This is a genomic window from Streptomyces capparidis (assembly GCF_054782095.1).
In genome coordinates, this window is sequence record NZ_BAAGTD010000008.1 from 170,455 (window position 1) to 195,533 (window position 25,079).

Genomic DNA, 25,079 nt, shown 5'->3' on the forward strand with positions numbered 1-25,079 from the left:
CCGGGCAGGACGATCCGGCCACGGCTCCCACCTGGGGCTCCCGGCCCGGTGCCGAGCCCTCGAGGGGCGTTCGGCCCGCTGGTTGCGGTGAGTGACCGGTTGCTGTGCGTAACGGTGGAGGGGTGAAGCGAAGCCCCCGGTCACGGGGGAACAACCGGGGGCTCCGCGTCAAAGGCGGTGCAACAGACCGCGTATTCAGAACGTAAGACCTCATCGCGCCCCGGGTCAAGCTCGCCCGGTGTGCGCGAAACGGGACGATCCGCATCCGCACCATAAAGATCGCAGAGTATCACGCTCCGTGATCGAAAATGCGTGCCTCCGGGGCGGAGACGCACCCCGGGCGCACCGAGTACCCGTCCGGCACCGCCCGCACCACCAGATCGGCGTGCGGCCGGGACGGATCAGCGGCGAAGTGCGCCTTCTCCGCGGCGCGCCAGCGCTTCCAGAACGGCGCGAGGGCGGGTCCGTCCCGCTTCATGCCCCGCGCGTGCGCCTCACGCGCGGGCAGATCCATCCACAGAAGCTGAGCCAGATGGGGGCGCGTTTCCCTCCGGCCCGCGCCCACCCCTTCCACCAGCACCACCCCCGAGACCGGAACCTCCCGCTCCCCGGAGAACCGCCGCGCCGTCCAGTCGTAGACCTCGTACCGCGCCGCCCGGCCCCGCGCCAGCGGCTCCACCACCTGAGTGAGCAGCCGCTCCGTCCAGCCGAACAGCTCCTCGTGGGTGGCCAGGTCGTCCAGGTGCACCACGGGGGCGCCGCCCAGCAGCCCCGCCAGTCGCCGGGCGAACGTCGTCTTCCCCGACCCGGCGTGCCCGTCCACCGCCACCAGCCGCACCGGGCCCGCCGACGGGGGGAGCGCCGCCACGTGCCGCGCCGTCTCCGCGAGCCCGCCCAGGGGCCGTCCAGCCTCGTTCACCGGGCCAGCGTACGTCCCGGCCCGCACGGGGCCCCGGGCCCGCCGGGCGGGTTGTCCACAGGCCCGTGCCCACCCGTGCCCCGGGCCTTCCGCGTGGCCTAACGTGTGATCGTGAACAACCGAGAACTCTTCCCCGCCGAGCGCCTGGAGCGCGCCCGCGCCGCCACCGCGGAACGGGGGCTCGACGCGCTGCTCATCTCGCCGGGCGCCGATCTGCGCTACCTGACCGGTTATCACGCCCTGCCGCTGGAGCGGCTGACGTGCCTGGTCGTGCCCGCCCACGCGGACCCGTTCCTCGTGGTGCCCGCCCTGGAGAAGCCCGCCGCCGAGGCGTCCCCGGCCGGCGGCCTCGGAGTGGAGATCACCGGCTTCACCGAGACCGAGAACGCCTATGAGCTGATCGCCCGCCGGCTGCCGTCCGGCGGGCTCCGCGTCGCCGTGGACAACCACATGTGGGCGGAGAAGGTCCTGGCCTTCCGCGACGCCCTGCCCGACGCCCGGCTCGGCCTGGCCTCCGAGGTGCTGCGCGGCATGCGGATGCGCAAGTCGCCCGCCGAGGTGGAGGCGCTGCGCCGGGCGGGCGCCGCCATCGACCGGGTGCACCGGCGGATGGGGGAGTGGCTGGCCCCCGGCCGCTCCGAGCGCGACGTGGCCCGCGACATCGCCGACGCCATCCTGGAGGCGGGCCACGCCACCTGCGACTTCGTCATCGTCGCCGCGGGCCCCAACAGCGCCAGCCCGCACCACGAGCCCGGTGAGCGCCTCATCCGCCACGGCGACCCCGTGGTCGTGGACATCGGCGGCACCACCGAGGACGGCTACTGCTCGGACTCCACCCGCACCTACGCCGTCGGCGAGCCGCACGAGGACTTCCGCGAGCTGTACGAGGTGCTGCGCGAGGCGCAGGCCGCGCAGACCGAGGCGGTGCGCCCCGGCATCACCGCCGAGGAGCTCGACGCGGTGGGCCGCGACATGATCGCGCGCGCCGGGTACGGCGACCACTTCATCCACCGCACCGGCCACGGCATCGGCCTGGAGACCCACGAGGAGCCCTACATCGTGGCGGGCAGCGCGCTGTCCCTGGAGCCGGGCATGGCGTTCTCGGTGGAGCCCGGCATCTACCTGCCCGGCCGGTTCGGCGCCCGCATCGAGGACATCGTGGTGTGCGGCGAGGAGGCGGGGGAGCGGCTGAACCTCACGGTGCGGGACCTGGTGGTCCTCCCGGCGTGACACCGGGCGGGTCCGGCCGCGCCGGACCCGCTCACGCCGGGGCGAAGCGGCGCAGCCGCAGGCTGTTGCCGACGACGAAGACGGACGAGAACGCCATGGCCGCCCCCGCGATCATCGGGTTGAGCAGGCCGGCCGCCGCCAGCGGCAGCGCCGCCACGTTGTAGCCGAACGCCCAGAACAGGTTCCCCCTGATCGTGCCCAGGGTGCGGCGGGCCAGCCGGATGGCGTCGCCCGCCACCCGCAGGTCGCCGCGGACGAGGGTCAGGTCGCTCGCCTCGATGGCGGCGTCCGTGCCGGTGCCCATGGCCAGCCCCAGGTCGGCCCGGGCCAGCGCCGCGGCGTCGTTGACCCCGTCGCCGACCATCGCCACCGACCGGCCCTCGGCCTGGAGGCGCCGCACCACGTCCACCTTGTCCTCCGGCAGCACCTCGGCGATCACGTCCTGCGGCGCGATGCCGACCTCGGCGGCCACCGCCCGGGCCACGGCCTCGTTGTCGCCGGTGAGCAGGATCGGGCGCAGCCCGAGGCCGCGCAGCCGGGCGACGGCCTCCGCGCTGGTGGGCTTGACCGCGTCGGCGACCTCGAGCACCGCCCGCGCGGCGCCGTCCCAGGCCACGGTGACGGCGGTGCGCCCCGCGGCCTCGGCCGCCCTCCGGGCCGCCGCCAGCTTCCCGGGCAGCTCCACCGACCGCTCGGCCAGCAGCTTCTCCCGCCCGGCGAGCACGGCGCGCCCCTCCACGACGCCCCGCACGCCGAGCCCCGGCACGCCGCGGAAGTCCGCCACCGCGGGCAGGGCGCCGACCCGCTCCGCGGCCCCGGCGGCGACGGCCCGCGCGATCGGGTGCTCCGAGGCGTGCTCCAGCGCCCCGGCCAGGCGCAGCACCTCCTTCTCGTCCTCGCCCTCGGCGACGTGCACCCCGGCCAGGGCCATGGCGCCGGTGGTGACGGTGCCCGTCTTGTCCAGCACGATCGTGTCCACGGCCCGGGTGGACTCCAGCACCTCCGGCCCCTTGATGAGGATGCCGAGCTGGGCACCGCGCCCGGTGCCGACCATCAACGCGGTGGGCGTCGCCAGGCCGAGCGCGCACGGGCAGGCGATGATCAGCACCGCCACGGCCGCGGTGAACGCCGCGGTGGCACCCTCGTCCGCGCCCAGCCAGAAACCCAGGGTGCCCAGCGAAAGGGCGATCACCACGGGCACGAACACGGCGGAGACCCGGTCGGCGAGGCGCTGGGCGGCGGCCTTGCCGTTCTGCGCGTCCTCCACGAGCCTGGCCATCCGGGCGAGCCGGGTCTCGGAGCCGACCCGGGTGGCGCGCACCACCAGACGGCCGCCCGCGTTGACGGTGGCCCCGGTGACGGCGTCCCCGGGGGCGACCTCCACCGGCACGGACTCGCCGGTGAGCATGGAGGCGTCCACCGCGGAGGTGCCCTCGGCGACCACCCCGTCGGTGGCGATCTTCTCCCCGGGCCGCACCACGAACAGGTCGCCCACCGCCAGCTCGCCGGCCGGTACGCGCACCTCCCGCCCGTCCCGGAGCACGGTGGCGTCCTTGGCGCCCAGCTCCATCAGCGCGCGCAGCGCGGCGCCCGCCTTCCGCTTGGCGCGGGCCTCGAACCAGCGCCCGGCCAGGATGAACGCGGTGACCCCCGCGGCGGCCTCCAGGTAGATGGAGCCGCTGCCGTCCGTGCGGTCGATGGTCAGCTCGAACGGGTGCGTCATGCCGGGCTCGCCCGCGGTGCCGAGGAACAGCGCCCACAGCGACCAGCCGAGCGCGGCGACGGTGCCCAGGGAGATGAGCGTGTCCATGGTGGCGGCGCCGTGCCTGAGGTTGGTCCAGGCGGCGCGGTGGAACGGCCAGCCGGCGTAGACCACCACCGGCGCGGCCAGCGTCAGCGACAGCCACTGCCAGTACTCGAACTGGAGGGCGGGCACCATCGCCATTGCGATCACGGGCACCGCCAGCACCACGGCGGTGACCAGGCGGTGGCGCAGCGGCAGCAGTTCGTCGGGCTCCCCGGAACGGGCGTCCCGCCCCTCGGCGCCGTGGGCGGCGGGCGGGGGAGCGGGCGGCGCCGCGGTGTACCCCGTCCGCTCCACCGTCGCGATCAGGTCGGCGATCTCCACCCCCTCGCCGTAGCTGACCTTGGCCTTCTCGGTGGCGAAGTTGACGGTGGCCGCCACGCCCGGCATGCGGTTGAGCTTCTTCTCGACCCGGGCGGCGCACGACGCGCACGTCATGCCGCCGATGGCCAACTCCACTTCGCCCGCGACGGGGGACGCCGTGCTCATCGGTGCTCCTCGGAGTCGATTCGTGCGCAAGGGGAATGGTAGGCGCCGCGAACCGCCCGGCGGCGTCCGGCGGCCGCGTTTGGTCGGCCGCCCGGCCGGCTCGTACCCGGCCTCGTCCACGGCGGTGGTGGAGCGGGGCAGGGGGGCGGGAACCGGTGCCGCGCCGCCTCCCGCGCCGGGCGGAGCCGTCCTCGCACCCTCGGCGGAAACGCCGGACCGGACCGTGCGCGGTGTGCGCTCGGTCCGGTCCGGTGTGGCGGGGAGGTGCGGCGGAGCCGTCCTCACTCCTGGGGCTGCATGGCGCTCATGTCCATGAAGACGATCTCCCAGATGTGCCCGTCCGGGTCCTGGAAGCTGCGGCCGTACATGGGGCCCTGGTCCATCGGGTCGCCCGAGGGCCGGCCGCCGGCGGCGAGCGCCTTGTCGGCCAGCTCGTCGACCTGCTCCCTGCTGTCCGCCGACAGCGCGATGATCGTCTCGGTGGCCTTGGTGGCGTCCACGACCTCCTTGCTGGTGAAGGAGGCGAAGAACGGCTGGGTCAGCAGCATCGCGTGGATGTGCTCGCTGATGACCAGGCAGGCCGCGTTCTCGTCCGAGAACTGCGCGTCGAAGGAGTAGCCCAGTGCAGTGAAGAACTCCTTCGAGCGCTCCAGGTCGCTGACGGGGAGGTTGACGAAGATCTTGGTGCTCATGGTTCTCTCGCTCTCTGGTTCGTGCGGCTCGCCCGTCCGGTGCCGCTGCCGCGCGGCTCGCTCCGTGGGGCTTTCGCAGGGTTGGACCGCGGGCCCGCCCCGAACTCATCGGTCCCGGCCGACTTCTTTTTCCGACGGCTCTCCGGGCGCCGCGGCGCCGCCGCGCGGCCTTCCGCCGCGCCGTTGTCAGTGCCGGGTCGTAGGCTGCGCGACAAGTGGAAGGGGCGTTCGATGAACCAACTCGCCGTCGAGACGGAAGCGGCCGTCATCGCGGGTACGGCAGCGGCCGCCGGGGGCGCGGAGCCCGGCCTCGAGGCCCGCCTGGAGCACCACAGGGTGGAGCTGACCGGCTACTGCTACCGCATGCTGGGCTCCGCTTTCGAGGCCGAGGACGCCGTGCAGGAGACGATGGTGCGGGCCTGGCGCAGCCTGGACAGGTTCGAGGGGCGGGCCAGCCTGCGGTCCTGGCTGTACCGCATCGCCACCAACGTCTGCCTGGACATGCTCAAGGGCAGCTCCCGCCGCGCCCGCCCCATGGACCTGGCCTCCCCCGGCCGGGCCGACGCGCCCCTGCCGGAGATGCTGCCGGAGACCACCTGGATATCGCCCGCCCCCGACGGCCGGGTGCTGCCGGAGGGCGGCGACCCCGCGGAGCTGGCCGTCGCCAGGGAGAGCGTGCGGCTGGCGTTCGTCGCCGCGCTCCAGCACCTGGCGCCCCGGCAGCGGGCCGTGCTGATCCTGCGGGAGGTGCTGGCCTGGCGGGCCAGCGAGGTCGCCGAGCTGCTCGGCACCTCGGTCGCGTCCGTCAACAGCGCCCTCCAGCGCGCCCGGGCCTCCCTCGCCGGGCTCGGCCCGGCCGTGGCGGAGCCGGCCGAGCCCGCCGACGAGGAGCAGCGCGGCCTGCTCGACCGCTATGTCGCCGCGTTCGAGGCGTACGACCTCGACGCCCTCACCTCCCTGCTCCGCGAGGACGCCACCCTGTCCATGCCGCCGTTCGACCTGTGGCTGCGCGGCCCCGAGGAGATACAGCGGTTCATGGCGGGCCACGGCTCCGGCTGCCGCGGGTCGCGCCTGCTGCCGGTCCGCGCCAACGGCCTTCCCGCGTTCGCCCAGTACCGGCCCGCGCCCGGCGGCGGTCACGAGCCGTGGGCGCTCCAACTGCTGGAGATCACCACCACCTCAGAAGGGAGCCGGATCACCGGGCTCAACTCCTTCCTGGACACCGCCCGCCTGTTCCCGCTGTTCGGCCTGCCGTCGCACCTGGAGGGGTGAGCGCCCCTCCGGCGGCAGCACCGCGCCGAGCCCGGCGAGGTCCAGCAGGGCCCGCAGGGCCGGATGGGCGCCGCGCAGCCGGATCTCGCCCCCGGCCCGCCGGGCGGTGAGCTGGAGCCGCGCCAGCGCCTCCACGGTCACCGCGTCCGGCGCCCCCAACGCGGTCACGTCGCAGACCACCACCCCGCCGGGGGCGGTGGCGAGCAGCGCCCGCAGCCGGTCGCACAGCCGGGGTATCCCGGCTTTGGTGGGCGGTTCGCCGAGCAGGAGAACGGCGGTGTCCTGGGGGTGCGGCGGCGGTTGGCCGTGCGCGGTCATGGGCGGCTCCCTTCGCGTCCGCCCATGCAGACCGGGTGGCGGCGCGGAACTCATCGCGGCCGCCAGAGGGCGCGTCCGGTCAGGACCGGTCCGGTGCCCCGGCGACCAGGTTCTCCAGCCGGGTGCGCAGCCGCTGCCACCGGGCGTCGTGCCGCCGCGCCCGCCTCTCCGCCCGGCGCCGCCGCGCCGAGTGCTCCCGGTAGAAGCGGCGGGCCCACGGCGAGCGGGGCCGGGCCAGCCGCACCGCCGCCACCAGGGCGACCGGAGGGAAGATCGCCCCGAACACGCCGAGCCCCAGCTTGCCCTTGGCGAGCGCCACCACCACGAGCAGGAAGTTCCCCGCCACCCCGAGGGCCGCCGAGGTGCGCCCGTCCTGCTCGGGCTCCTCCACGCCGTCCACCCCGAACGGCAGCGCCCCCAGCAGCACCATGCCGACCACCGCCGCGGTCAGCAGCACCGCCTCCACCGAGGTGCGGCCCTGCTCGCTCCAGTACACGTCGTGCAGGTGCAGCACCAGCGCGAACTCGTCCAGCACCAGGCCGATGCCCACCCCGAACACCACGCCCGCCGCGGCCCGCCCCGCCCCCTGCCCCCCGGTGGCCACCGCGGCGAACCCGCCCACGGTGGACAGCACGATCCCCGGCACCACATGGTGCACGTGCATGCTGCCCGTGCTCACGTCCCGGAAGGGCCCCCGCCCCGCCCTGATCAGGCGGGTGACGGTGCGCGCGGACAGGAAGGTCACCAGGAACGAGGCCAGGCACAGCAGCAGCGGCAGCTTCCCCGGCTCCACGATGTTGCTCTCCCACCAGCCGCCCATGCCCCTGCCTCCTCACCTGCTCACCGGATGAACGTGACCCCCGGGGCCCGGGCCCATGCGCCTCGCCCGCGAACCGAAGACCCCCGCCCCCACCAGGGCCGGCCCGTGGCGGGTCAGCCGCACGATGCCGACCCGGACGGGCGGACCATGCCTCGCCGACGCCGACGCCGACGCCGACGCCGACGCCGACGCCGACGCCGACGCCGACGCCCGGAGGGCCGTGCCGGTCGGACCGCGCCGCGCGCGCCGGACCGCCGGGCGGCGCCCCCGCGCCCCTCCCCGGCTTCTCACCCCGGCCGTGTTCCCCGTGCTCGCCGTGCTCCCGGCGAGCACCGCCGGGCCATCCCCGCCCGGCGGTACGCGTCGGGTCGGACCCGGTGGTGTCCACGGCCCCCGCCGTGCACCCGGCCCGGTTCCGTCCCCGGCGGCACCCCGCGTCAGACCCCGGCACCCCCGCCGCCCCACCGGGCACCGGCCCAGCACCGGCCCCCGGGTACCCGAGCCGCGGCCTGTAACCACCCGTCCCACCGCCTTCCCGCCGCCGCCGTCCCGTCCCCGCGCGTCTTCCGCCCCGCGGTGGAACCATGGGGGTACGGGAGCCCGCCCGGCCCGGCGATGCCCGGGGCGGCGAAGCCGCCGGGCGTGGCGCGCAGCCCGCGTCGGCTCCCGGTCCGCAGACCGGCGAATCAGCGGGTGAACGACATGGCCGTCCCCCTCACCCCCCGGCGGGTCACCGCGCTCGTCGCGGCGGTGCTCGCGCTGATCGTCGCCCTGGTGCTGGTCCTGGTCGTCCTGCCGGGCGACGGGGACGGGGACCGGGGCGGCACCACCACGAGCCCCGAGCCGAGCCCCACCGCCACCCGGCAGGTGTCCCCGTTCACCGGCCTGCCGGGTCCACCCGGCCCCGTCCTGGCCGTGAAGATAGACAACGTGGGCCCGGCCCGCCCGCAGACCGGCATCGACTCCGCCGACATCGTCTACGCAGAGCAGGTGGAGGCGGGGCAGAGCCGCCTGCTCGCGGTGTTCTCCTCCCGCCTGCCGGACACCGTGGGCCCGGTGCGCAGCGCCCGCGAGTCCGACCTGGAGCTGCTGCGCCAGTTCGACCGCCCCGCCCTCGCCTACTCCGGCGCCCAGTCCCGGCTGATGCCGCTGCTCAGGTCCGCCCCGCTGTACCGGCTGACCCCGGGCGACGTCCCGGCGGAGGTGTTCTTCCGCGGCAATGACCGCCAGGCCCCGCACAACCTGTACGTGCGCCCCGAGCGGGCGCTGGCCGCCGCGCCCGACGCGAGCACCGCCCGGGACATCGGCTTCCGCTTCGGCTCGGCGCCGCCGGGCGGGCGGCAGGTGGTCGAGGAGACCGTGCGCTACCCCGGCGCCTCCTTCGCCTTCACCTGGTCGCAGGAGCAGCGGCGCTGGCTGGTCGGCATGGACGGCGAGCCAGCCGTCACCACCGACGGGCGGCGGCTGTCCGCCGTGACCGTGGTGGTCCAGCACGTCACCGTCCGGCCGTCCCAGTTCCAGGACCGCTGGGGCAGCGTGTCGCCGTTCACCGAGACTGTGGGCTCCGGCACCGCGCTGGTCCTGCGGGACGGCAAGGCGTACGACGCGCGCTGGTCCCGCGAGTCCGCGGCGCACGGTACGACGTTCACCACCCCCGGCGGGGACCCGCTGCGCTTCCCGCCCGGCCAGGTCTGGGTGGTCTTCACGGCGCGCTGAACCCGCCCCGAACGCCCCCCGCGCCCGCCCCGAAGCCCCCGCCGCCCCGCACCCGGCCGGGCCCCCTCAGCCCCTCAGCCCCCCGGCCGCTCCTGCCGCACGCGCCCGCCCAGCTCCACCAGGCCGCCCGGCAGGGGAGCCGTCACCAGTTGCGAGCCGCGCCCCTGCGTGATGACCAGGGCGCGCCCGAGCAGGCCCGTCAGCAGCAGCGCCGCGGCGCCCGTGGCCTCGTCCTCGTCGATGCCGTCGCCCCGGCCGGGGAAGGCGCGGGCGCGCACCCGCCCCGCGGCCTCGTCCTGCCACGCCCACGCGTACACCCACTCGCCGGGCGGGGGCACCGCCAGGGCGTCCACCTCCGCCGCCGAGCCGTACCGGCGCAGCGTGCGCGGCGGCGCCCACTCGGGGCGCGCCTCGATCCAGGTGAACTCCCCGTCCATCCGGGCGCCCACCACCCCGGCGGGCGTGATGAGCTCCGGCACGTCGAGCAGCCAGGCCACGCCCACGCAGGGGTGCCCGGCGAACGGCAGTCGGGCCGAGGGCGTGTAGATGTCGACGATCCCGCGCTCGGGGTCGTCGACGAACACCGTCTCGCTGTACCCGAGTTCGGCGGCCAGGGCCAGGCGCCCGGCCTCGGTGGGCACGGCCGTTCCGTCGCGGACGACGGCGAGCCGGTTGCCGTGGCGCGCGCCGGGTCCGCAGAAGACGCGCAGTATGTCGTGGGCGATCACCCGTGCAGTCAACCACGCCGCCGCGTCCCTCTCCCGCGCCCCTGTGCCGGGCCCGCCGCCGGAGCGGGCCCGCGTCCGGGACGAGGAAGTCCCGCGCCGGGTGTGACGCGGTGGCGGTGCCGCCGCGTCCAGCAAGTGACGAGGCAGGCGACGACAGGAAAGGGCCGATGGCATCGGACACGGAGTACGCGGAGTTCGCCACGGCACGGGCCGGGCAGCTTTTCCGCACGGCCTGGCTGCTGTGCGGGGACTGGCACCTGGCCGAGGACCTGGTGCAGACCACCCTCGGCAAGCTGTACCGGTCCTGGCGCAGGGTCGCCCGGGCGGACAATCCGGACGCCTACGCCCGCACGGTGCTGGTGCGCAGCTACATCTCCCACCAGCGGCGGCGCAGCAGCGGTGAGCAGCCGTACGCGGTGCTGCCGGACAGCGTCGGCGCCCAGCCGGACGAGGCGCTGCGGCTGACCCTGCTCGCCGAGCTGGGCCGGCTCGGCCCCAAGGACCGCACGGTGCTGGTGCTGCGCTACTGGGAGGACCTCAGCGTCGAGGAGACCGCCCGGCGAATGGGCATCTCGCAGGGCTCGGTGCGCACCCGCTCCCAGCGCGCGCTGCGGCGGCTGCGCACGGCGCTCGGCGCGGAGCCGCACGCCCTGGCGCCCTCATGAGCGCCCCGAGCCGCGGACCGGCCGCGCGTACCGGCACGTCGCACCCCAACGCATTCGAGGAGACGGTGATCACGGCATGAACGAGCAGGAGCAGCCCGCCATCGGCGGTGCGGAGACGGCCCTCGCCGGGGCCCTGCGGGCCGGGGCCGAGGGCGTCCAGCCCCGGACCGCGCACCTGGTCGCGGGCGGCCTGGAGCGGGGGCGGCGGATGCGCGCCCGGCGGGCGCGGGTGGTGGGGGTGACGGTGGCCGTGGCGGCCGTGGCCGCCACGGCGGGCGCGGTGGCGGCCGTGACGGGCGGCGCCGACCGGCCCGGAGACGTGGCGGCCGTGCCCTCGCCCTCCGCCCCCGCGGCCGAGGAGCTGACCCGCCGGCACCTCACGGACCAGGTGTCCGGGCTGCTGCCCCGGGGGGTCACCGTCCGCTGGGACAAGGCGCCGGACGCCGCGGCGGGCAAACCCGCGCCGGGCGGCGCCGGGAAGAAGCGGGCGGCGGACAGCGGCGGGGGGAAGTCCGCGCCGCACGACGTGGCAGCCGGGGGAGTGCTGACCGACGCCCGCGGCAGCGGCCAGGCGCACGTCACGGTGCGCCGCGCCGCGCCGAAGGAGGGCCCGCCGGTCTGCCCCGACCTCACCGGCACCGCGGCCACCTGCACCGTCACCCGCCTCGCCGACGGCTCGGCGCTGCGCCTGGAGCGGAACTTCGAGTACCCGGCCACCCCGGGCGCCGGCGACGGCAAGGCGGGGCCCCAGGGAGGCGGCGCGGAGATCAACAGCGTGCAGCTCGTGCGGACGGACGGCGTCGTGGTCTTCCTCCAGTCGAGCGACACCGAGAAGGAGAAGAGCGGCAGGGCCACGCGCCCGGCGCCGGTGCTGAGCCTGGAGCAGCTCAGGACCATCGTGACCGACCCGTCGTGGCGGACCCTGCCCGATCCCGCCCCCTTCCCCTCCGGCAAGGGCTGACCCGGCCCGCGCGCCCCGCCCCGGCCGCCCCGCCCCGCCCCGGCCCGGGGCGGGGCGGGGCGGACCTCCCGGTGACGGACGGGCCCCCGCCTAGGCGCCCCCCGACAGCACCTCCCGCAGGTCGTAGCGCACCGGCTCCTCCAACTGCGCGTAGGTGCACTCGCGCGGCTCGCGGTCCGGGCGCCAGCGGCGGAACTGCGCGGTGTGGCGGAACCGGTCGCCCTGCATGTGGTCGTAGCCCACCTCGCACACCCGCTCCGGCACCAGCGGCGTCCACGACAGGTCCTTCCGGCCCGACCAGCGGCTCGGCGCGCCCGGCATCCGCCCGAGCGCCTGCGCGCCCTCGTCCGCCCACTCCGCCCACGGGTGGCCCTCGACGGACGGCATCCGCAGCGGCGCCAGCTCCTCCATCAGCTCGCGGCGCCGCCGCATCGGGAAGGACGCGCACACCCCCACGTGCCGCAGCCGCCCCTCCCCGTCGTACAGACCGAGCAGCAGCGAGCCCACGCCCGAGGGACCCGACTTGTGCGCCCGCAGCCCCGCCACCACACAGTCGGCGGTCCGCTCGTGCTTGACCTTGGCCATCACCCGCTCGCCCGGCCGGTACCCCAGGTCGGGCCGCTTGGCGACCACCCCGTCCAGCCCCGCGCCCTCGAAGTGCCGGAACCACTCCCGTGCCACCTCGATGTCCGAGGTGGCCGGGGCGGTGTGCACCGGGTCCCGCGCGTCCCGCAGCGCCTCCACCAACCGGGCGCGGCGCTCCCGCAGCGGCGCCGCCATCAGGTCCTCGTCACCCAGCGCCAGCAGGTCGAACACCACCAGGCTCGCCGGGGTGGTCCCGGCCAGCATCCGCACCCGCGAGTCGGCGGGGTGGATGCGCTCCAGCAGCGCGTCGAAGTCCAGCCGCCCGCCCCGGGCGATCACGATCTCCCCGTCCACCACGCACCGCTCGGGCAGCTCCCGACGGCAGGCGGCCACCACGTCGGGGAAGTAGCGGGACAGCGGCTTGCCCGAGCGGCTGCCGATCTCGATCTCGTCGCGGTCCCGGAAGACGATCGCCCGGAAGCCGTCCCACTTGGCCTCGTAGCTCATGCCCGGCGGGATGTCCGCCACCAGCTTGGCGAGCATCGGCTGCACGGGAGGCATCACGGGGAGCTCCACACCGACGATTCTGCGCCGGTGCGCGCCGATCCGCCCGCCGAGCGCCGCCACCCGGGGACGGGAGCCCCTCGACGCGCGCCCGCGCGCCCCCGGGCCTACCGTTGGCGGCATGGCGGGCAACGCGCTGGAGCTCACGGCCGGGCAGCGGACCGTGCGGCTGTCCAACCCGGAGAAGCTGTACTTCCCCGAGCGCGGCTTCACCAAGCTGGACGTCGCCCGGTACTACCTGGCGGTCGGCGACGGGGTGGTGCGCGCCCTGCGGGACCGGCCCACCACCCTCGAACGTCACCCGGACGGAGTAGGGGGCGAGTGGTTCTTCCAGAAGCGGGCGCCGAAGAACCTCCCCGAGTGGATCCCCACCGGCCGCATCCACTTCCCCAGCGGCCGGTACGCCGACGAGATCTGCCCCACCGAGATCGCCGCCGTCGTCTGGGCCGCCAACCTGGGCTGCCTGACCTTCCACCCCTGGCCGGTGCGCCGCGCCGACACCGAGCACCCGGACGAGCTGCGCATCGACCTCGACCCCCAGCCCGGCACCGGCTACCCGGACGCGGTGCGCGCCGCCCGGGAGCTCTCCGCCCTGCTCGGCGAGCTCGGCATGCGCGGCTGGCCCAAGACCTCCGGCGGCCGCGGCCTGCACGTGTTCGTGCCCATCGAGCCCCGCTGGAGCTTCGTGCAGGTGCGCCGCGCGGCCATCGCCGTCGCCCGGGAGCTGGAGCGGCGCGCGCCCGACCGGGTGACCTCCGCCTGGTGGAAGGAGCAGCGCGGCGAGAAGATCTTCGTCGACTACAACCAGACCGCCCGCGACCGCACCATCGCGGGCGCCTACTCGGTGCGCCCCCGCCCGCACGCGCCCGTCTCCGCGCCGCTGCGCTGGGACGAGGTGGACGACGCCCGCCCCGAGGACTTCGACCTGGCGACCATGCCCGCCCGCTACGCCGAGCTGGGCGACGTCCACGCCGACATGGAGGACCACGCCTACCCCCTGGACGCCGCCCTGGAGCTGGCCGCCAGGGACGAGCGCGAGCACGGCCTCGGCGACCTGCCCTACCCCCCGGAGCACCCGAAGATGGCGGGCGAGCCCAAACGCGTCCAGCCCAGCCGGGCCAAGCGCACCTGACCCGCCGCGCCGCGCCCTACGCCGCCCGGGGCGCCCCGCCCGGCTCCCGCGCCTTGTCCTCCTCCTCGCCCGGCACCTTGAGCAGCCGCAGGAACACCCGCTCGGAGAACCCCGCGAGGAACGCCGTGAGCAGCAGCAGGCCCGGGTCGACCGACTCGATCGCGGGCAGCGCGCCCCAGCTCGCCAGCAGCGCGATCACCAGCGCCACCAGACCCCCGACCAGCGGCCGCAGCCCCAGCTTCAGCATGCTCGTCCGGTACGTCAGCAGGCTGGCCCGCGCATCCCTGGTCTGGAGCAGGCCGCTGAGCACGCCGCCCGCTGCCCCCATCAGCACCACCACCCCGGTCACCGCCGCCAGGGTCCCCCACCGGCCGCCCGCCGGGGCCTGCGGCCAGCCCGCGAGCAGCTCCGCCGGGGCGACCAGCGGCACCGCGACGCACAGCAGCGCCAGGATCGCCCCCGCGTAGACGAACAGGTGCTGCAACCGCCGCACCTGGAGGTCGTCCTCGATGGTGCGTTCCTCGCACAGCGTGTGCAGCGTCTCCACGGCGGCCCGCAGCGCGGCGCGCACCGCGTCGGTGTCCCCGAAGCCGTCCTGCCGCGCGCCCGCCCCGGCCATGGCCTCACGCAGCTTCCGCCCCGCCTCCTGCGCCGCCGGGTGCTCCGCGCGGGCCAGCTCGGCGAGCACCACCGTGCACCGGGAGTGCAGCCGGGGCGGCGGCAGCAGCCAGATCAGGGCCTGGTCCGCCAGGGTCAGGTAGGCGCCGCCGACCAGCGCGTCCGGCCTGCGGTCGGCCAGGTGGGCCCAGGCCGCGTCCAGGAAGCCGCGCACCTGCGCGGTGTGCGCCGCGGCCTGCTCGCCGAGCAGGGCCAGCTCGCTGCCCAGGCGCAGATGCTCCTTCACCAGCAGCGTCACCTTGGCGGCGTCGTACCGGTTGCCACGGACGACGCCGAGCCTGCGGCGCACCCTGCGGCGGGAGACCGCGGCGTACGGCTGCGCCTGGGCCTCGGCGGCCCGTCCCGGCCTCCCGCGCCGGCCGGAGCCCTCACCCGCGGCGGCCTTCGCGGCCCGCCCCGCCCGCTCGGTTTCCTCCGCCGGCGGCGACGCGGCCGACGCGACCGAGGTGGCTGACGTCGATGACGTGGACACTTTCGCTCCCCCCGAGAGTGGTCCACCGGCGCGCCCGGCTCCGCCCGCCGGCCGTCCCCGGAGACCCTCTCCGGCCCCACCGGCAGACCGCCCCGACGCCGGTCATGCACGTCACGGTACCGCCCGGGTGCGACACGCACGGGGGAATAACCCGAAAGTCATCGGTCCGTGAGCTTCCGTCCAGCCGGGAGACGGAGCGACCGCATCCACGTTCGAACGCGTTCCGCGTCCTCCGCCCCCACGGGCACCCGGACCGCCCCCACGCGGTTGTCCACAGGTCCAGACCACTGACATATCCACAACCCCTGGTAACCGACCCGCTCCGCCGGGGATAGTGACTGCGACGCACTCGCCGGGCCCCCACCCGGCCACCGAGCCACCCACCGAGCCACCCAGCCAGCCATCCACGAGCCACACGAGGGGAACCCACATGACCCGACCCGCTCCTCGGCGGACCGTCATCGCCGCCGCGGTCGCCGCCGCCGCGGCCGCCGCGGCACCCACGGCCACCGCAGCACCCCGGGCCGGCGCGCCCGCCGGCACCGCGAAGACCGCGACGGCAGCCGAGGCACGCGGCACGGACGAGGACGCCACCCCCGTGGACAACCGCTTCTGGACCACCTACTCCGACTGGCGGTCGGGCGCCGCCGCCGGGGTCAAGGTGTGCGGCGGAGCCCGCCCCGCCCTCGCCCTGGGCACCCCCACCGGCACCACCGAGTACACCGACCCGCACACCGGCGCCAAAAGCACCTGGGAGACCGGCACCTGGACCTCCCCGGTGCACACCCTCCCCTTCGGCGCGGGCGAGCTCGTCGCCTCCTGGAACGCCGCCACCCCGGCCGGCACCTGGATCCAGGTCGATATGCGCGGCACCTACACCGACGGCACCGCCACCCCCTGGTACGTGCTGGGCCGCTGGGCCGCGGGCGACGGCGACATCAAGCGCACCTCCGTGGACGGCCAGACGGACGACAAGAGCACCGTCTGGACGGACACCTTCGCCATCGACGACACCTCCAGCCCGCTGCGCCTGGCCTCCTACCGGCTGCGCCTGACCCTGCACCGCAAGCCCGGCTCCAGGGCCACCCCGCGGGTGTGGCGGGCCGGGGCGATGGCCTCCGACGTCCCCGACCGCTTCACCGTGCCCGCCTCCGCCCCCGGCCCCGCCTCGGGCGTGGAGCTGAAGGTGCCCCGCTACTCCCAGGAGATCCACAAGGGCCAGTACCCCGAGTACGACAACGGCGGCGAGGCCTGGTGCAGCCCCACCTCCTCCCAGATGGTGATCGAGTACTTCGGCCGCAGGCCCACCAAGGAGGACCTGGCCTGGGTCAACCCCGAGTACGCCGACCCGCAGGTGTGCCACGCCGCCCGGTTCACCTACGACTGGGCCTACGGCGGCTGCGGCAACTGGCCGTTCAACGCCGCGTACGCCGCCACCTACCGCGACATGGAGGGAGTGGTCACCCGGCTGCGCACCCTCACCGACGCGGAGGTCCTCATCAAGGCGGGCATCCCGGTGATAACGTCCCAGTCCTTCCTGGCGACGGAGCTGACCGGCGCCGGATACGGCACCGCGGGCCACCTGATGTGCGTCATCGGCTTCACCCGGGCCGGGGACGTCATCGCCAACGACCCGTTCTCCGACGACAACGCGGCGGTGCGCCGCGTCTACAACAGGCGCGAGTTCGAGAACATCTGGCTCCGCACCAAGCGCTACAACGCCAGCGGCAAGGTCGCCAGCGGCACCGGCGGGGTCGCCTACGTGTACTGGCCCCGCGAGATCACCGCAGCTCAGCGGGCGGCGCTGGCCTCCGTCGGAATCAGGTGACGCAGGGGCACCCACGCCGCGGGACGGCCGCGAGGAGGAGGTCGCAGACCGCCGCCCGGCAAGCCGCCCGGGAGCGCTCAAGGAGCACTTCCCAGGACCGGCCCCGAGCCCGCGCCACGGCCTGACGGCCAACGCCCACCTGCGGCCAGTCCGGGCGCAGGACCGGCTGACGACCCCGGCAGCACTCCCGCCCACCGGCGGGCGGGGGCGCCCGGCCGCTTCCGGGGGTGGTGGCTCGGGGAGCGGGAAGGCTCCGGGGCCCGGGCCTGTCGGTGCGCGGGGTGGGGCCGCGGCCGGGCCTCGGCGCCCGGGCACGACCGGGCGCCGGTGACCGGCCGCAGCCAACCTCCGGTAACCGGCCGTCGGCGGCCTCCGGTGACCGGCCGCAGGCAGCGTTCAGTGTCCGGCCGCAGTCGGATCCGGCTTCCAGCACGGCCGCAGCAAGCCTCCAGCCCCGGCCGCAGCGGGACCCTGGCCTTGCGCCCCGGCCGCCGCTGGCCTCCGGCGCACGGCCGCCGCTGGCCTCCGGCGCCCCCGACAGCCGCCAGTGCTGGCGGCCCGTCCGGTCGCCGCTCGACGCTACCGGCGGAGCCCTTCGCAGCGGGTGAGCATGGTGGCGGGCGTCGGAGCCCCGCCGGAGCCCTCCGGCCGGGCGGCGGCACGAGGGTGACGGTGCGGCAGCGCTCGTCGTCCTCCTTCTCCGCGGCGGGACCCCCGGGACCCCGGCCTTCGGAGGGGCCGCGTCGTGTGCTGGTCGGGGGCGGGTGGATAGGGGTTCTGCCGGGGGCGCCCGGGGACGTAATGTGCGCGGCGACTATGTCTTTCGGGGAACCCGGGGGCCGTGGCGGAACGCAGGGTCGGCCCCGGGGGCCGGTGGTGGTCCGGTGCGGTCGCCGGGCCCGTGACCAGCAGGAGGTAACGCACCGTCATGACGGCCGTCTCCACGAAGCCCGACGCCTGGTTCCGCAGGTTCCGCCCCGCGTCGCCGGGCGCCGTCCGGCTGTTCTGCCTGCCGCACGCTGGCGGGTCGGCCCCCTACTTCATGCCTCTCGCCCGCGCCCTGGCCGGCGAGTACGACGTGGTGTGCGTGCAGTACCCGGGCCGTCAGGACCGGCGGCAGGAACCGGCGATCGAGGACATCGGCACCCTGGCCGACCTGTTCCTCGAGACCTTCCGGGCCGAGCCGGGGACGCCGCCGGTGCTGTTCGGGCACAGCATGGGCGCCGTCGTCGCCTATGAGCTGGCCCGGCGGCTGGAGCGCGAGGGCACCCCTCCGCTGGGCCTCATAGCCTCCGGCCGCCGCGCCCCGCACCTGCACCGGGAGGAGACGGTGCACCAGCGCGACGACAACGGGCTCGTCGCCGAGATCCAGCAGCTCAACGGCACCGACCCGGGAGTGCTCAACGACGAGGAGCTGCTGCGCATGATCCTGCCGTCGCTGCGCGCCGACTACCGGGCGGTGGAGACCTACCGGCACCAGCCGGGCGAGCCGCTGCGCACCCCCGTCAGCGTGCTCATCGGCGAGAGCGACCCGCGCGTCACACTGGACGAGGCCCGCGCCTGGCGGGAGCTGACCGGCGGCGCCTTCGCCTTCCGCTCCTTCCCCGGCGGCCACTTCTACCTCAACGGCCAGCAGGCCGCGGTCACCCGGGCGATCGTGGAGAGCATCGCCGCCTTCCGGGAGGCACCCACCCCTACCGCCCCCTAGAGGCGGGTCCGTCCGGGTGCGCCGCAAGCTCTGGGGTGTGGGGGAGAGCGTGACGTAGGTAACGTTCTGGACGCCGCGACCGGTTGCCGATGTCCGTTCGGTGCCGCACGTCTCCGCCCCGCCCGCCCGGTTCCGCGGCTCCCACCGATGCCACGACCACGCGTCCGCAGTGGAGGTTGCGCCATGAGTGAGCTTTCCGTCGACCCGACGACACCGCAGGCGGCCGACCCCGCCGTCCACGCCGTCCTCCAGGGCGGACCGGGCAGCCTGACCCCTGAGCAGCGCACCGTCCGCGTCACGGAGACCCAGGACAAGATCAAGATCGAGCACTACGGCGGCTATGAGCACTTCGAGCGCGCGGAGGCGCCCGGGGACGCGGAGCAGCGGGAAGCGGTGGTCTACCGCTGGGCGGGCCGCACCCGCATCGCCGAGTGACGGCCCGCCCGCCGCGCGGTTGCCCCGGCACCGGAACCCGGTGCCGGGGGCCGGTTCATCCGTCCGGCTGGGGCAGTCCCGCCCCGGCCGCGGTGAGCCGGGGCGCCAGGTCGGCGCGGTGCTTGATGTTCAGCTTCCGGTAGACCCGCGTCAGATGCTGCTCCACCGTGCTCACCGTGATGAACAGCTTGCTGGAGATCTCCCGGTTGGTGTGCCCCTGCGCCGCCAGCGCCGCCACCCGCCGCTCGGCCTGGCTCAGCCCGTCCTCCGGCACGTGCTGGGCCCTGGCCTTCGGCGGGCGCGGCGCGAGGTCGGCCGCCGCGCGGGCCGCCCGCTGCGCCAGGGTCTCCCCGGTGGGCTCCTGCGGCGGCTGGTGGGCGCGCAGCGGCACCGGCCGGGCGCCGCCCGCCCCGCCGGGACGGCGCCCCGCCTGCCCGGCGCCGGGGACGCGGGCCAGCGCCAGCCGGTCACCGCACGCCTCGAGCGCCTTGACGGCCTGCGCCAGCAGCGCCTGCCCGCGCTCCGGCGGCACGATCCCGGACAGCGCCAGCAGCGCCCGGCCGCGGGTGCGGTCGTCGACGGCCCGCTCCGGCGCCATCTGCTCCTCCAGCAGCCGCGCCGCCCTGCCCCGGTCGCCGAGGGTCAGGTGCACCCCGGCCAGCTCCAGCCGCCACGGCACCAGGGCGGCCACGTCCATCCGCCACTCCGCCATCATCCGCCCGCACCAGCGCAGGTCCTCGGCGGCCGCGTGCGGGTGGCCCGTCGCCAGGTGGAACCGCGCCCTGGCCGCCAGGTAGAGCAGGCCGAGCGGGGTGCGCAGCGCGTCCGCGGGGACCGGTCTGGCCAGCCACCGGTCGGCCTCGCCGAAGCGCTCGTCCTCCGTGGCGGCGGAGATCAGCGTCGCGTAGGGAGCCGCCACGGCCACCCCCCACGCCTGCGGCGTCAGCTCCGTCAGCGCGGCCCTGCCCTGCTCCTCCGCCTCCGCGACCCGGCCCAGGCGCAGCGCCGCCTCGGCCCGCACCGCGTGCAGCACCGCCTTCCAGCTCGGCGCGTTGCGCACGCACGACTGCCCCAGCAGCGCCCGGCTCCACGGGCTGGCCAGGTCGGCGCGCCCGGCGAAGAGCATCGCCAGCAGCGGCGCGATCAGCAGGCCCACGGATCCGTGGTCGGCCATGTGCCGCTGGATCAGCCGCTCCGCCCTGCCCACCACGTCCCGCCCGGACCGCTCCGGCAGCAGCGCGTCGGCGAGCAGCGCCATGGCGGCCGGGTGCAGCCCGCCCGCCGTGACCGGCGCGCCGGTGTCCGCGGCCCGGCAGGCGTCGGCGCGCACCTCGGGAAGGTGGTCGGGGTAGGTGAGCGAGACGAGCAGCCGCACCGCGTCCAGTTGCGCCCGCGCGGCCGGGGGCACCGCCCGCTCGCCGTCCCACCGGGACACGATGCCCATGGCCCGCTCCACCCCGCCCTGCCACAGCAGGTGCGGCACCACGGCCGGCACCTCCGGGGTGTGCGCGGCGTCGGGCAGCCGGTCCAGCAGGGCGCCCGCGGTCAGCGGGTTGATCTGCCAGCGCGCCCGGACCAGCATCGTGTCGGTGCCGGTCCACCGCGCCAGGTCGGTGCCGCAGCGCCCGGTCAGGCGCAGGCACGCGCTGGCGATGTCGGGCCGGCCGCTCGCCAGGGCCTGGTCGGCGGCCGCGTGCAGCACCGAGGCCGCCCACGGCGCCTCGGCCCAGCCGGCGGCCACCAGGTGCTCGGCGATCGGGGCGGGCTCGGCGCCGTGGTCGTGCAGCGCCTCGGCGGCGCGCCGGTGCAGGTCGCGCCGCTCGGCCGCGGGCAGGTCCGCCAGCACGGACCTGGTGATCCGCGGGTGGCGCAGCCCGTCGTCCGCCACAAGGCCCGACATGCGCAGCAGGTCCATGGCCCGGGCCGCGAACTCCGGCGACAGGCCGAGGACCGCGCCCAGCACCAGGGGGGCGGTCGGCCGGCCGAGCACCGCGAGCGCCTGCGCGACGCGGCGCACCTCGGGTTCGTGGCGGTACAGGCACCGGTGCACCGCCTGGTCGAAGGTGCCGACGCCGTGCCGGGGGGAGGCGGCCCAGGCGTCCGTCCCCGCGGCCGACTCCTCGTCAAGCAGCCCGCGCAGCAGCAGGGGGCTGCCGCCCGTCAGCGCCCTGCGCTGCTCGGCGGCCCGGCGCAGCGCGTCGGGGGACTGCCCGCCGCCGGCCGCGCGGGCCAGCGCGTCGCCGGACAGCGCCTGGAGGCCGATGCCGAAGAAGTGCGGCTGGCTGAGCAGCTCCGCGCGGAACATGGCGTGCGGGGACCGCAGCATCGACGACTCGGTGAGCACCATCATCATCCGCCGGTGGCGCAGCCGCAGGACCGCGTACAGCAGGCAGTGCAGGGACGGCACGTCCGCGTGGTGGACGTCGTCCACGGTGAGCACCAGGGGAACCGGGGCGGCCAGGTCCAGCAGCGAGGTGAACAGCCCGTGGATCAGGGGGGCCAGGCTCTGCCAGTCGGGGGCGGCGGCGCCCGGCGACTCCCCTGCCCGGTGGGCCGAGGCGGAGAGCTCGGCCTGGCGCATCATGGCGGTGAGCCGGTGCGCGGACTCCTTGTCCAGCCCGGAGCTGTCCAGCAGTTGGCTCACCACACCGAAGTGGAAGCCGCGCGCCGCCTGCGAGCCGACCGCGCTCACCACACGGCCCGCCCTGGCCGTCACGTACTCGCTGAAGGCTTCGAGCAGCGCGGTCTTCCCGCTGCCCACCGCGCCGGTCACCAGGCACACCCGCCCGCCCTGCCGGTCGTTGCAGTTGTCGAACGCGGTCCGCAACCGGGCTATTTGTGCTTCTCGTTGCAGTAGAACCACTTACGTTTCCCCCATATGTGTGCGTTCACGGTATTCAGTTGTCGTGCGTGCCTCTTCGTGCGGTGGGTGCGGAAACCGGGCGGCGCCGAAGGGGCGCCGCCCGGCCGTGGGTGATGGGCGGCCGCCGCGCGGGACCTGTGGCTGCTGCCGCGCGGGGTGGGCGGACCGGCGGCCGGGGCCGCGCGGGTGCGCGGGACCCCGGGTGCCGGGGAGTGGACCCGCGCCGCGTGACCGGCCCGGGCGGGGCCGCGGCGCGACACGGGACGGGGCGCCGCGCCGGCCGCCGAGGGAGCGCCTCGGGGCGGGCGGCGGCTTCCCGAACGGTCGACGGGAAACGAGGAGGGGAAGGCGGGCCGGGGCTCGCCACGGTCACAGCCGGTCGGCTGCGTCCGGGGCCGGCCGGACGGCGGCGGGCGCACCGACGGCGCCCGCACGCCCGGGGAGGGAACAGGGGGGCCGCCGCGACGGTGTGTGCCGCCGGGTGGCGGATCTCGCTTCGTGCTCCCGGTCCAGTCCCATGGAGATCACCCCCGCGCTCTCGTTGGCCAGACCCGTATCGAACTTGTCAAGGCGCGCGACCTTCATCGCGCCGCGATGGCGGAAGGATCCCCGCCGCATGACAGCTTACAGAGTAGAACAGCTCAAATTGGGTGCCCGGAAGCCTTGGTGAACGGGTGGTTCCGGCGGCGCTCGCGCGGGCGCCGGGGCGTGCGTCGGGGGCGCGCCCGGCGAAATCGGGTGGTCTTGTATTCAAGGGCACCGGTCGGCGCTGTGCGGAAGCCCGAGGAGGAATTGCCCCGAATTCTGTCGCGGTGCGAGGAGGGCCCGTGGCGGCGCCGCCGGGCCCCACGGGGCGGCGCGGGGACGCCGTGTCCGGCGCCGGGCGCCGCCCGGGCCGCGGCGGCCCACCCGGGCCGACCAGGGATCGGGGAGTGGAATGACGTTCTGTCATATCGCCGGGTGATGAGGAAAGTCGCTGGTCGCTCCGGGCCCGCGGCGGGGGGTGCGGGCGGTGGCCGGCGCCCGCGCGCCCCGTTACGGGAAAGCCGATACGAGGTAACGCGCGCGGTTCGGGCGGGGCCGCGGAGCGGCCCGCCACGGAGGGTGGGCGGCGCCGGGCTCGGCCGCGCCGCGATCGATTGTTCGGCGACGCGCGACCAGCACTCGAGCAGGACATTAGTGGCGCATTAGCAGGACATCAGCGGGACGTCAGCGCGCCGCGAATTGCGCCTGAGGAATAGGGGGATCTCGGGAAACGTCTTCGGCGGACGGTCCCGCTCGAACACCGCGGCGCCGCCCGTGACGATCATGTCGATGCCTTGCGAAGATTTCCGTGACCACCCGAATAGGGGTTGACGCGGGAATGGCCCGTCACGCGCGAACGCGCGCGGAGAACAAGCCGGTGCGCGGTGCGGGGTGAATGCGGGCCAGGGGACGCGGGGAGCCCCGCCGCCGACCTCGGACGCGCGGTGGGCACGGCGTCCGCGGCGCCCGGCCCCGGCCCGCCCGCCCCGGGCGCACGCCGCCGCACGCCCCTCCCACACACCCTTTCCGCCCGCCCGGGAGCGCGCCCGCCGCCCGCCGCGCCGCCCCTGCCGCGCCCGCCGGCCCCCACCCCGCCCCACCGCCCGGGTTAGGGGTTGGTGCGGTGCGGAAGCGTCAATAGATTCGAAGCCGCACTGTCACGTGCCCCCTTCGCCCCGTCGGGCGGCCCGAGGACGTCGCGGCCGCGGAAGGAAGTAACCCCTGTGACGACGAACCGCCCCTCGCACGGCGTGGTGATCGGCGGCGGCCTCGCCGGCGTCCTCGCCGCCCGCGTGCTCCGCAGGCACCTGGACAGCGTCACGGTGGTCGACCGCGACGAGCTGCCCCACGGGCCCGCCCTCCGCAAGGGCGTCCCCCAGGCGCGGCACGCCCATCTGCTGTGGTCCGGCGGCGCCCGCCTCATCGAGTCCCTGCTGCCGGGCACCACCAAGCGCCTGCTGGCCGAGGGCGCCCGCCGCATCGGCGTCCACCGGGACATGGTGTCCATGACGCCCTACGGCTGGCAGCAGCGGTTCCCCGAGACCCAGTTCCTCCTCGCGGCCGGCCGCCCGCTGCTCGACTGGACCGTCCGCGACCAGGCCCTCGCCGACCCCGGCATCACCGTGCTCGACGGCACCGAGATCCTCGGGCTCACCGGCGACGACACCCGGCTGACGGCCGTGCGGATCCGCGACCGCGCCACCGGCGCCGAGCGGGAACTCCCGGCGGACGCCGTGGTCGAGGCGGCCGGACGCGGATCCCGGCTGCGCCAGTGGCTCGCCGACCTCGGCGTCGCCGAGCCGCACGAGGACGTCGTCGACTCCGGCATCACCTACTCCACCCGCATCTACCGGGCGCCCGCGGGCGCCGCCGCGTTCCCCATGCTCAGCGTCTACGCCGACCACCGCGCCGGCGTGCCCGGCCGCAGCGGGCTCATCCTGCCCATCGAGGACGGGCAGTGGATCGTCACCCTCTCCGGCACCCGCGGCGGCGAACCCCCCACCGACGAGGCCGGGTTCACCTCCTTCGCGGAGAACCTGCGCCACCCCGTGGTCGGGCAGGTGCTGGCCGCGGCGGAGCCCGTCACCGAGGTCCGCGGCTCCCGCAGCACCGCCAACCGGCGCCTGCACTACGACCGGATCGAGCGCTGGCCGGGCAACCTCGTCGTCCTCGGGGACGCGTTCGCCGCGTTCAACCCCATCTACGGCCACGGCATGAGCGCCGCCGCCCGCAGCGCCGCCGCCCTCGACCGCGCCCTGCGCCGCCACCGCGACACCCCCGACTTCGCGCGCACCGCCATGCAGGGCATCGCCAAGGCCGTCGACGACCCGTGGATCCTCGCGGCCTCGCAGGACGTCTTCTACCCGGACTGCCGCGTCGCCGCCGCCGACCCCCGCCTCACCGACGAGCTGCACTCCCGGCAGGCGTTCTCCGAGCAGGTCAGCACCGTCGGCCTCACCGACCCCCTGGTCAGCGCCGCCGTCGCCGGGGTCACCACCCTGGCCGCGCCCGCCACCAGCCTCCAGTCGCCCGCGGTGCTCGCCGCCGTCCGCGGCGGCACGCCCCGCCCGCCCCTGGACGGCCCGCCGCTCACCGCGGAGGAGTGGGCCATGCTCGGCACCGGGGCGGGCGGCCCGGCCCCCGCGGGCGCGGCGGCCGCCACCGGCTGAGCCACC

The 25,079-nt window shown here is 76.1% G+C and carries 19 protein-coding genes; 10 read left to right on the forward strand and 9 right to left on the reverse strand.

Features of this window, described 5'->3' with window-relative positions:
• Positions 1 to 289 precede the first annotated feature (289 nt).
• Positions 290 to 919, reverse strand: coding sequence for a uridine kinase family protein (locus ACYVO2_RS09670; protein WP_461007229.1), 630 nt, complete (start codon positions 917 to 919; stop codon positions 290 to 292).
• Between the two features lie 108 nt (positions 920 to 1,027).
• Here ACYVO2_RS09670 and ACYVO2_RS09675 point away from each other — a divergent pair, with 108 nt between their 5' ends.
• Positions 1,028 to 2,149 (forward strand): M24 family metallopeptidase, encoded by a 1,122-nt coding sequence (locus ACYVO2_RS09675; RefSeq protein ID WP_461007259.1) that lies wholly within the window; start codon positions 1,028 to 1,030, stop codon positions 2,147 to 2,149.
• A gap of 31 nt (positions 2,150 to 2,180) precedes the next feature.
• On the opposite strand, the gene ACYVO2_RS09680 is transcribed toward ACYVO2_RS09675, so the two are convergent.
• Positions 2,181 to 4,442 carry a heavy metal translocating P-type ATPase gene (locus ACYVO2_RS09680; protein WP_461007230.1) on the reverse strand — a complete coding sequence of 754 codons (2,262 nt, stop codon included), beginning with the start codon at positions 4,440 to 4,442 and terminating at the stop codon, positions 2,181 to 2,183.
• 281 nt (positions 4,443 to 4,723) lie between these two features.
• Positions 4,724 to 5,134 (reverse strand): VOC family protein, encoded by a 411-nt coding sequence (locus ACYVO2_RS09685; RefSeq protein WP_461007231.1) that lies wholly within the window; start codon positions 5,132 to 5,134, stop codon positions 4,724 to 4,726.
• Positions 5,135 to 5,365: 231 nt separating this feature from the next.
• Between ACYVO2_RS09685 and ACYVO2_RS09690 the strand changes: the two genes are divergently transcribed.
• A complete protein-coding gene (locus ACYVO2_RS09690) occupies positions 5,366 to 6,406 on the forward strand; it encodes a sigma-70 family RNA polymerase sigma factor (RefSeq protein WP_461007232.1) in 1,041 nt (346 codons plus the stop codon).
• Here ACYVO2_RS09690 and ACYVO2_RS09695 read toward each other — a convergent pair.
• Together ACYVO2_RS09695 and ACYVO2_RS09700 are read right to left on the reverse strand one after the other, a co-directional pair.
• Positions 6,314 to 6,724 (reverse strand): STAS domain-containing protein, encoded by a 411-nt coding sequence (locus ACYVO2_RS09695; RefSeq protein ID WP_461007233.1) that lies wholly within the window; start codon positions 6,722 to 6,724, stop codon positions 6,314 to 6,316. The two genes, ACYVO2_RS09690 and ACYVO2_RS09695, sit on opposite strands and share 93 nt — an antisense overlap.
• A gap of 79 nt (positions 6,725 to 6,803) precedes the next feature.
• Positions 6,804 to 7,544 (reverse strand): hypothetical protein, encoded by a 741-nt coding sequence (locus tag ACYVO2_RS09700; RefSeq protein ID WP_461007234.1) that lies wholly within the window; start codon positions 7,542 to 7,544, stop codon positions 6,804 to 6,806.
• A gap of 702 nt (positions 7,545 to 8,246) precedes the next feature.
• Between ACYVO2_RS09700 and ACYVO2_RS09705 the strand changes: the two genes are divergently transcribed.
• Positions 8,247 to 9,260, forward strand: a complete 1,014-nt coding sequence (locus tag ACYVO2_RS09705) for a DUF3048 domain-containing protein (protein ID WP_461007235.1) — start codon at positions 8,247 to 8,249, stop codon at positions 9,258 to 9,260.
• Positions 9,261 to 9,334: 74 nt separating this feature from the next.
• On the opposite strand, the gene ACYVO2_RS09710 is transcribed toward ACYVO2_RS09705, so the two are convergent.
• Positions 9,335 to 9,988, reverse strand: a complete 654-nt coding sequence (locus ACYVO2_RS09710; protein WP_461007236.1) for a PhzF family phenazine biosynthesis protein — start codon at positions 9,986 to 9,988, stop codon at positions 9,335 to 9,337.
• A gap of 167 nt (positions 9,989 to 10,155) precedes the next feature.
• On the opposite strand from ACYVO2_RS09710, the gene ACYVO2_RS09715 reads away from it, so the two are divergent.
• Both ACYVO2_RS09715 and ACYVO2_RS09720 read left to right on the forward strand, forming a co-directional pair.
• Positions 10,156 to 10,653, forward strand: a complete 498-nt coding sequence (locus ACYVO2_RS09715; protein ID WP_461007237.1) for a SigE family RNA polymerase sigma factor — start codon at positions 10,156 to 10,158, stop codon at positions 10,651 to 10,653.
• Between the two features lie 76 nt (positions 10,654 to 10,729).
• Positions 10,730 to 11,614: a hypothetical protein gene (locus ACYVO2_RS09720; protein WP_461007238.1), complete on the forward strand. Its 885-nt coding sequence runs from the start codon at positions 10,730 to 10,732 to the stop codon at positions 11,612 to 11,614.
• 90 nt (positions 11,615 to 11,704) lie between these two features.
• On the opposite strand, the gene ACYVO2_RS09725 is transcribed toward ACYVO2_RS09720, so the two are convergent.
• A complete protein-coding gene (locus ACYVO2_RS09725; protein ID WP_461007239.1) occupies positions 11,705 to 12,775 on the reverse strand; it encodes an ATP-dependent DNA ligase in 1,071 nt (356 codons plus the stop codon).
• Positions 12,776 to 12,884: 109 nt separating this feature from the next.
• Here ACYVO2_RS09725 and ligD point away from each other — a divergent pair, with 109 nt between their 5' ends.
• Positions 12,885 to 13,895: a non-homologous end-joining DNA ligase gene (gene ligD, locus ACYVO2_RS09730; RefSeq protein ID WP_461007240.1), complete on the forward strand. Its 1,011-nt coding sequence runs from the start codon at positions 12,885 to 12,887 to the stop codon at positions 13,893 to 13,895.
• 16 nt (positions 13,896 to 13,911) lie between these two features.
• Here ligD and ACYVO2_RS09735 read toward each other — a convergent pair whose 3' ends face one another.
• On the reverse strand, positions 13,912 to 15,045 hold the full coding sequence (locus ACYVO2_RS09735) for a hypothetical protein (RefSeq protein ID WP_461007241.1): 1,134 nt from the start codon (positions 15,043 to 15,045) through the stop codon (positions 13,912 to 13,914).
• 430 nt (positions 15,046 to 15,475) lie between these two features.
• Between ACYVO2_RS09735 and ACYVO2_RS09740 the strand changes: the two genes are divergently transcribed.
• The 3 genes from ACYVO2_RS09740 (at position 15,476) to ACYVO2_RS09750 (ending at position 19,016) form a co-directional block, all read left to right on the forward strand.
• Complete coding sequence (locus tag ACYVO2_RS09740) at positions 15,476 to 16,873, forward strand: peptidase C39 family protein (RefSeq protein ID WP_461007242.1); 1,398 nt, start codon at positions 15,476 to 15,478, stop codon at positions 16,871 to 16,873.
• A gap of 928 nt (positions 16,874 to 17,801) precedes the next feature.
• Complete coding sequence (locus tag ACYVO2_RS09745) at positions 17,802 to 18,581, forward strand: thioesterase II family protein (protein ID WP_461007243.1); 780 nt, start codon at positions 17,802 to 17,804, stop codon at positions 18,579 to 18,581.
• Positions 18,582 to 18,764: 183 nt separating this feature from the next.
• Complete coding sequence (locus tag ACYVO2_RS09750) at positions 18,765 to 19,016, forward strand: DUF5988 family protein (protein WP_461007244.1); 252 nt, start codon at positions 18,765 to 18,767, stop codon at positions 19,014 to 19,016.
• 55 nt (positions 19,017 to 19,071) lie between these two features.
• Here the strand turns inward: ACYVO2_RS09750 and ACYVO2_RS09755 are convergent, their stop codons facing one another.
• Positions 19,072 to 21,879, reverse strand: a complete 2,808-nt coding sequence (locus ACYVO2_RS09755; protein WP_461007245.1) for a helix-turn-helix transcriptional regulator — start codon at positions 21,877 to 21,879, stop codon at positions 19,072 to 19,074.
• A gap of 1,748 nt (positions 21,880 to 23,627) precedes the next feature.
• On the opposite strand from ACYVO2_RS09755, the gene ACYVO2_RS09760 reads away from it, so the two are divergent.
• Positions 23,628 to 25,073 (forward strand): FAD-dependent monooxygenase, encoded by a 1,446-nt coding sequence (locus tag ACYVO2_RS09760; RefSeq protein ID WP_461007246.1) that lies wholly within the window; start codon positions 23,628 to 23,630, stop codon positions 25,071 to 25,073.
• Positions 25,074 to 25,079: the final 6 nt, after the last annotated feature.